At 48.6% G+C, this 7726-nt stretch carries 8 protein-coding genes; 5 read left to right on the top strand and 3 right to left on the bottom strand.

Features of this window, described 5'->3' with window-relative positions; genetic code table 11:
- Positions 1–273 (top strand): DJ-1/PfpI family protein (locus Q0257_RS11415; RefSeq protein ID WP_298024916.1); only part of this gene is annotated, 273 nt, incomplete at its 5' end.
- 596 nt (positions 274–869) lie between these two features.
- Here the strand turns inward: Q0257_RS11415 and Q0257_RS11410 are convergent.
- Together Q0257_RS11410 and Q0257_RS11405 are read right to left on the bottom strand one after the other, a co-directional pair.
- Positions 870–1103: a hypothetical protein gene (locus tag Q0257_RS11410; protein ID WP_298024914.1), complete on the bottom strand. Its 234-nt coding sequence runs from the start codon at positions 1101–1103 to the stop codon at positions 870–872.
- A 14-nt stretch (positions 1104–1117) separates the two neighbouring features.
- Positions 1118–1564, bottom strand: a complete 447-nt coding sequence (locus tag Q0257_RS11405) for a hypothetical protein (protein WP_298024912.1) — start codon at positions 1562–1564, stop codon at positions 1118–1120.
- A 243-nt stretch (positions 1565–1807) separates the two neighbouring features.
- On the opposite strand from Q0257_RS11405, the gene Q0257_RS11400 reads away from it, so the two are divergent.
- The 3 genes from Q0257_RS11400 (at position 1808) to Q0257_RS11390 (ending at position 4925) form a co-directional block, all read left to right on the top strand.
- Positions 1808–2554, top strand: coding sequence for an SDR family NAD(P)-dependent oxidoreductase (locus Q0257_RS11400; RefSeq protein ID WP_298024910.1), 747 nt, complete (start codon positions 1808–1810; stop codon positions 2552–2554).
- Between the two features lie 16 nt (positions 2555–2570).
- Positions 2571–4265, top strand: coding sequence for a Na+/H+ antiporter NhaC family protein (locus Q0257_RS11395; protein WP_298024908.1), 1695 nt, complete (start codon positions 2571–2573; stop codon positions 4263–4265).
- A gap of 318 nt (positions 4266–4583) precedes the next feature.
- The gene (locus Q0257_RS11390; protein WP_298024906.1) at positions 4584–4925 is read left to right on the top strand and encodes a hypothetical protein; all 342 of its coding nucleotides are present in this window, start codon (positions 4584–4586) and stop codon (positions 4923–4925) included.
- Positions 4926–5779: 854 nt separating this feature from the next.
- Here the strand turns inward: Q0257_RS11390 and murI are convergent.
- The gene (murI, locus tag Q0257_RS11385) at positions 5780–7099 is read right to left on the bottom strand and encodes a glutamate racemase (protein ID WP_298024904.1); all 1320 of its coding nucleotides are present in this window, start codon (positions 7097–7099) and stop codon (positions 5780–5782) included.
- Positions 7100–7292: 193 nt separating this feature from the next.
- On the opposite strand from murI, the gene Q0257_RS11380 reads away from it, so the two are divergent.
- Positions 7293–7726, top strand: a 434-nt coding sequence (locus Q0257_RS11380) for a hypothetical protein (protein ID WP_298024902.1), incomplete at its 3' end; no start/stop codon positions are given.

Here is a 7726-nt window from a genome sequence, read left to right as displayed (position 1 = left end):
GATGCAAATAACGCAAAAATCGGCGCAATATGTGCCGCTCCATGGGCGCTAGCTACCGCGGGTGTGCTAAAAAGCTCTTATACTTGTTATCCGGGTTTTGAAAGTCAGATCGCTCACCCAGGCTATACAAATACGGCGAATGTCGTAAAAGATCAAAATATAATGACTTCGAAAGGCCCCGCTACTGCGATGGAATTCGCACTGCAAATCGTCCGCGAACTAAAAGGTGAGCAGGTTTATTTCAAGCTAAAATCCGATTTGCTTTTTAAATAAAATTTCAAGTGAAGGCCGATTCCAGCGCGCCTTATTTTGCATTTGTAAAACGGGGCGTGCTGATTTTGCTGCGCTTGAGAACTACAAATTTTATCTTACTCTACACATATAAAATAGCCACAATATTTATTCTGAGTATCCGTAAACGATGAATGGAATTCTCACAACTCAAATTTTAAATTGAAAAACGCAAAAGACCTTGTGCGTGACAGATGAAATTTTATTGGAGCTAGTTGCTATTAAAACCAAATATTAACATCACGACGGCGCGAAGCGTAAGCATAAAAATATTTTAGGCGTACTCTCAAGAGGACATCGCTGAGCTGAATAAATTTTAGTGCGGCACTTTCGCGATGCACTCGCTAGCTGAGGCTAAGCAGATCGCGTAAAACGTGCTAAACAAGGGTATAAGCGTGATCAAAAACGATAAGATCACGCTGGATCTAAATTTGATCAAATAGCGACATCAATGTATCAAGAGGCAAAACGGCGCAGTTTTTGAAGGTTTTGTCGGTAAAGCACAGATCTATCGGGAAGCAGATAAGCTTGTAGCGTGCGACGAAAGCGTTATTTAGAATTCCTAAAAAGGATAAAATTTAGCGCTTCTTCAAAATATGGTTGTTTAAAAATGCCGCGCTGCTTTGTATCGTTTTGATAACGCGGTCTTTAGAATTTTGCGTTTTGTCGGGTACGGGTATATGTGCGATCAAATTTACGCGCCCGATTTTCGCCGTGAAATAAAAAATCCCCAGTATCGTCGCGTTTAGAAATACTCCAAAATATATCCGTTCTAATCCCCATATCCCTATGCTAGCGGCATGAATAGGCACAAAAATTATCGCGACTAAGATCGGATAATAATCCAAAATTTTATTTTTGGCAGGATTACGGTCGTAACGATGGCGTATGCGATGAGCGTAAAGGGAGAGATAAGCAAGAGTGCAAAAAGCGCGTTTATGCGCTGATAATCTTCGTGCCCGATTAAGACGCAAAAACTACAAAACGCGAGCGTTATGAGAAAAAATAAAGGTAAAATCCACCGCGTTTTCACGTCGCGCCCTTTAAGTAGCGATAAAAAGAGCAGATGAGAGCCCAGCGCAATACAATAATAATCAAATATAACCGACGAGCTTAAAAAGGTGAGCGGTATGCCGAGCAGTGCACCCGGCCCGTCAAAATATATCCCACTAAACATGAGCCACGTGATAAAGAGTATAAAAGCATATTTCAGACCCGCATAAGTGGCGCAAACACAGATACTAACGAGGATAAATCGTATAAATTTGCTCATTTGCCTTTCCCTAAATTTAAGTAATTATAGCAAACCGCGACAAACAAACGACGCAAAATTTTAATTTAGCCCGTGCGCTTGCCGAATCCGCTGCCTATCGCGAGTTCGTGCGCGCAAGAGAACCCGCTAATGTCTTCGCATTATTTCATCCGCGCCCGTGCCGCAAGAGTAAATTTCATAAATTCTAAATCCGTTTTGCGTTATCATTGCGCTAAATTTAAAATTTTACGCAAAGGGGATCATATGAAAAATACGGCATTCATCACGGGCGCTACGAGCGGCTTTGGAGAGGCGATCGCCAGGGCGCTTAGCGCGCAGGGTTATAAGATCGTTGCGCTTGGACGTCGCAAGGAGCGGCTACAGAAGCTAGCCAGCGAGCTAGGCAATACGCACATTATCGCCGCGGACATTCGCGATAAAGCTGCGGTGTTTGACGCCGTGAGTGCGTTGCCTGAAAATTTCAAAGACGTCGAGGTTCTCGTAAATAATGCAGGGCTCGCGCTCGGGCTTGAGGGGATCGCGCAGACGCCCGTAGAGGATTTGGAGACGATGGTCGATACGAATATCAAAGGCGTGCTGTATTCGACCAAGGCGGTGCTGCCGCTGATGATCGCGCGCAAAAGCGGCTATATCTTCAACCTCGGCTCGACTGCGGGCGCGTGGCCCTATGCTGGTAGCCACGTTTACGGCGCGAGCAAGGCGTTTATCAAGCAGTTTAGCCGCAATATCCGCAACGACCTGCGCGGCACGGGCATCCGCGTGACGGAGATCGCGCCCGGCATCTGCAAGAGCGAGTTTAGCGAGGTGCGCTTTAAAGGCGATCTAGCGCGCGCTGCGGCCGTGTATGAGGGGGTCGATGCGATCCTGCCCGAGGATATCGCGCAGATCGTGCTAAGCTGCCTAGCGATGCCGCACCGAGTCAATATCAACGTCGTAGAGGCGATGGCGACGCAGCAGAGCTGGGCTGGGCTTTTTATCGAAAAGCATTAAATTCTAAGGCGAGAAAATGAAAAAAATTATATTACTAATGTTTTTATCGGTTGCCGCATTTGCGGTGGATGACGCGACCAGACAGCATAATGCCGAGCTTTTCGGCATCTGGACGCTGGTGCCGCCCGTCGTGGCGATCGCGCTTGCCTTTATCACCAAAGAGGTGATTTTATCGCTTTTCATCGGCGTTTTTAGCGGCACCTATATGCTAGCAGTCGTTAACGACAATCCGATCTCCGCGCTTGTGGGCAGCTTTACCGATCTGGTCGCGCGCGTGGTGGGCTCGATGGCTAGCAAAGGCAACGCGGGCGTACTTTTGCAGGTGCTTTGTATCGGCGGCGTAGTCGCGCTGATTAGCAGGACGGGCGGCACGAAAGCCGTGGCGCTTTGGATCAGCAAGCGCGCTAAAACGGGTATCTCGGCGCAAATTTCGACATGGTTTATGGGCCTTTTCGTATTTTTCGACGATTATGCAAACGCCTTGCTCGTAGGCCCCGTCATGCGGCCGATCACCGATAAATTTAAGGTCAGCCGCGAAAAGCTCGCCTTTATCATCGACGCTACCGCCGCGCCGATTGCAGGCATCGCGCTAATTTCTACCTGGGTAGGGCTCGAAGTCTCTCTGATAAGAGCGGGATATGATCAGATCGGCGTGCAAAACGTAAACGCCTTCTCGATCTTCGTGCAAACCATGCCGTATCGCTTCTATAATCTTTTTATGCTTGCTTTCGTGGTTTACGTGGCGTTCATGCGTAGGGATTTCGGGCCGATGCTCTCTGCCGAAAGGCGCGCAGCGACCGGCGAAATTCATTCTAAAAACTCCAACATTGCCGAGCTCGAAGATAAAACGCTAGAGCCCAAAGAGGGGATCAAGCCGCAAGCTTCAAACGCCGTCATCCCGCTTATAGTGCTAATCTGCGGCGCATTTGCGAGCTTTTATTTTAGCGGGCTAAGCAAGCTTGAGGGCGATGCTCTCGCAGCCGCAAAAGCCGCTCCGCTAAGCTTTGCGACGCTTCAGGCGACGTTCGGCAACGCAAACTCGTCGGTCGCGCTTTTTCAAGCGGCGCTTCTTGCTACGGTCGTGTCTATATTTATGAGCGTTTACCGCAAAATTTTTAACGTCAGAGAGGCGATCTCTACGTGGATCAAGGGGTGGAAGACGATGATCGTCACGATCGTGATCTTGCTGCTTGCATGGTCGCTCAGCTCCGTCATCAAAGAGCTCGGCACGTCGCGCTATCTGGTCGATATGCTAAGTCAAAACACGCCGAAATTCTTGCTTCCGGTAGCGATTTTCGTGCTGGGCTCGTTCATTAGCTTTTCGACGGGCACGAGCTACGGCACGATGGGAATTCTAATGCCGCTAGCCATACCTTTGGCAAACGCTGTGGGACTTCACTACGGGCTTTCGGGCGATGCGCTTCACGCCTATATGATCGTAAATATCTCGGGCGTGCTAACCGGCGCGATTTTCGGCGATCATTGCTCGCCGATTTCGGACACCACGATCCTTTCGTCGATGGGCGCGGGCTGCGATCATATCGAGCACGTAAAGACGCAGATGCCTTACGCTCTATCCGTCGGCGCGGTCGCCACCGTAGTGGGTTATCTGCCCGTAGCGCTAGGACTTAGCGTCTGGATCGCGCTACCGATGGGGCTTGCCGTTACGTGGGCTCTCGTGCGGTTCGCAGGTAAAAAGATAGAGGAGTAGCTCCCGCAAATTTTAAATTTGCTTTTAAATTTTGAATTCCACAGCGATGCGGAATTCTGCTGGGCGAAATTCTCATCTGCCTCGCGAAATTTCACTCCGCAAAATTCCGTCGCGCTAGTAAAATTTTAAAACAAAATTTCAAAAAGTGCGAGCAAATTTTAAAAGCAGAATTTTAATGAGCCGCGTTAAAACGGCGCGTGCGCCCGCAATTTAAAATTTTTAAAGTAAACGGGTAGTAAAATACCGATAAATTTCAAACAAGGAGAATGAAATGAAAAATCCCAAAATGTTCCTCTGGGGGGGGTGTTAGCTGCTTTATTGGTAGGTTGCGGTGACGATACTGAGGTAAAGACCAAGGAATATTACGATATTCATCTAAATGAGGCTAAAGAGGTTTACGCAAAGTGTGATTTCAATACCCTTAAAGATGGAAGCAACTCATATAAAAATTGCGTGAACGCTAAAACGGTCGTAGAGGAAAAAAGTATGGCGTATACTGTTGATTACTACCTAGAGCATTGGGACGAAGCTAAGGCTATCATAGAAAAATATAAAGACAAAGAACCCGCAGATCCAAATAGTGTCGAAGCCGTCAATTTGATACATGCTTATGACGCTTCTTTTATAAGAAGATCAAATACTCCTTTTAAAATAGAATAAATCAAATTTTAAACTCTTAATACATTCTAAATTCACTCTGCGCCTTCGGTGCAGGGTAAATTTACCCTGCGCGGCGCTGAATTTTGCGGTATAAATCTTGCTCGCGAAATGATACGGCGCGAAATCTTGCTTTACGGATTTTGGAATTTCAAATTTTAAAGCCTGCGAGCTTTTGGCTACCGCAGAAAAGAGTTGCAGGCTTCGCGGCACCTTGAAATTTAATCATTTTAAAATTTACACCGCGCGGCTAGTCTAAATTTCTCTCGGCGGCGGTTTGCGCGGCGCACTAAATTTAACTTCGCGCGCTTTATCCGAGCCCTGGTTTAAATTTAAAATTTCAAATCCGCGGCAATAGTTCGTGCGGCGCGAGGAATTCCTCACATACAGCAATCTCGACTTACGCTATTAAATTTAAAGAAGCGACGGCGTCTTTCTCACGCTATATTGTTTCAAGTCGTACGGCGGCGTTGTGCGTTAAATCTTAAATTTACGTGCTGGGCGGCGGAAGGCAGCATTTGCCCCGTAAAATTTTAACTTTTGCGCACTGGACGACGGCTAGGCGCCATTGCTCGTATGCCGTCGCGAAGCTGCTTCTAAATCGCCGAGCCGAGTTAAATTTTAGCGCGCCGGAATTTTAATCTATGCGGCGCGATTTACGAAACGGCGAATTTAGCCCGCCGAAATTTTAGTCTGCATTACGACACGTCAAAATTTTAATTTGCGTTGCGATTTATAGCGTATCAAAATTTCAACTTGCGCAGAGCGATCCACTACGTATCTAAATTTTAAGTCGCATGGTGTGATCCGCGATGCGATAAAATTTTAACCCACGCTGCGGCTCACAGGCGCGTAGCCTAGTCGATTGCTCGCATCGCATCGAGCCGCTTTAAAAATATTTCCACCTTGCACAGCTGTGCCGCATCTAGCGCCCTGCCCGAATAAAAATACTCCACGCTGTTGCCGTTTGGATAATTCACTCGTGAAATACCCGCCTCTTCGCTTCGCGGCTCAAATTCCAAGGACAAATCCGCGCCACCTCGAGAATAAAGCTTGAGCTGCGAATTCGCAGCTACGGCGCGTGGCGACATGCGGCATTTGTCTTCGTCGCACTGCTCTACGCTGTGCGCATCGCCTGCCAGCCTGCCGTCGCGCTCGCGGGCATCAAGTTCGCCCGTTTGCGAATTTGCGCTAAATTTTATATCACCGTCTGCGTCAAATTTATCCGCACAAACCTGCGATTTTACGTCGCGCGAAGTATCCATGCCGAAGCCGCGCTCATCCGCGTTAGAAAACTCATCATACCCCACTGCGCCGTTTTCTCTGGCGCCGCACGACACTGCACGAAGTCCGCTCATACCTTGCTCTATCATATCGGGCTTGCTCTCGCCGCAACTTTCTGTGTCGCGCCCACCGCCGCTATTATCGCGACCTTCTACGCCCCGCTTGTTCTTGCCTTTTATGCTCTCGCCGTCCGCGTTAAATTTAGCTGCACGCGAGGGCAAATCCTCGCCGCACGCGAGTTTTAGCCACCCGCCCAGCTCGCTTGCAAGGCGGTTTAGCGTGCCGTCGATACCGTCGATGATACGCACGTGCGGAGGTAAAATTTCGCGCAAAACGTCCTTGAAATAGTTAAAATGCGTGCAACCAAGCACGAGCGAACCGAGGCGCTCAAGCTCAAATTTAGCTAGCTCCTCGCTCAGATACGCCCGAACCGCAGGCGAGTCAAACTCCAAATCCTGCGCAAACTCCACGAGGCGAGGCAGCGGCAGACTCCACGTCTCGCACTCCAGCCGCCCAACGAGGCGTGCGAGCTTCTCACCCGCGATCGTTAGCGGCGTGGCGATGAGCAGCGTCGGGCGCGAGCCGAAGCTGTCCGCGGCGAGCTTGACGGCGGGCTCCATGCCGATCACAGGCACGCTAAATGCGCCGCGAAGCTCCGAGATAGCCGCGCTCGTGGCGGTGTTGCAAGCAACGACGACCCCGTCCGCACCGCGCGAGACCAAAAACCCGACCGCATCAAGGCTTAGCCGCACGATCTGGGCCCTACTTTTCGTGCCGTATGGGACGTGATCCTCGTCGGCAAAATACAAAAACTCCGCCCCTCTAAACCGCCGCAAAGCCTCGGCTAGCACGCTTAGTCCGCCGATACCCGAGTCAAAAAACGCTATTTTCAAATCTTTATCCAAGGTTAAATTTAATGCGCGATTATAGCTCAATCCAGGTAAAATTTAAATTTTGAGCGGGCTTAGTGGATCCGCGGCCGTTAAATTCTCGCCGCCTCGTTAAAATTTGGAATAAATTTAATCAATTTTTTAGGGGAGGGGAGGGGGGTAAAATTAGCCAAATTTTACCCAGAAAGGATACTAAATGAAAAAATCACTATTTGCGTTGGCGCTTATCGCCTGCTTTGCGTTAGGAGCGTCCGAGTTTGAAAAGTTCGAAAAGGAGTGCAATGACGGCAATATGGAGTCTTGCTACAAAGCTGGCTTATTATGCGAAGACAATGCTACGTCGTTTAAACTGTTTGAAAAAGCTTGCGACGGAGGAGACGGAGTAGCGTGCGGTATGCTAGCGGATATGTACGGTAACGGGGACGGCGTAGCAATGGATAAAACAAAAGCGGCGGTTTATGATAAAAAAGGTTGCGATTTAGCAGGCGAGCTAATGAGTTGCTTCAATTTTGCGGCATTTAACTACAATGCTAACGATAAAAGCAAAGCCGCGCAGTACTTTAAAAAAGCTTGCGATACATGCAAAGACGATCTTATTTTGCGAGAGTCGGAAATATATAAAGAATCCTG

The sequence above is a fragment of the uncultured Campylobacter sp. genome (genome assembly GCF_938018035.1).
Classification (GTDB): Bacteria; Campylobacterota; Campylobacteria; order Campylobacterales; family Campylobacteraceae; genus Campylobacter_B.
Note: the sequence above shows the minus strand (reverse complement) of the source record. Positions and strands in the feature narration are given on the sequence as shown.

Excerpts from the sequence above, each read along its gene's own strand:
- Q0257_RS11405 (WP_298024912.1), bottom strand. The coding sequence starts at position 1,564 with ATGAGCAAATTTATACGATTTATCCTCGTTAGTATCTGTGTTTGCGCC.
- Q0257_RS11400 (WP_298024910.1), top strand. The coding sequence starts at position 1,808 with ATGAAAAATACGGCATTCATCACGGGCGCTACGAGCGGCTTTGGAGAG.
- Q0257_RS11395 (WP_298024908.1), top strand. The coding sequence starts at position 2,571 with ATGAAAAAAATTATATTACTAATGTTTTTATCGGTTGCCGCATTTGCG.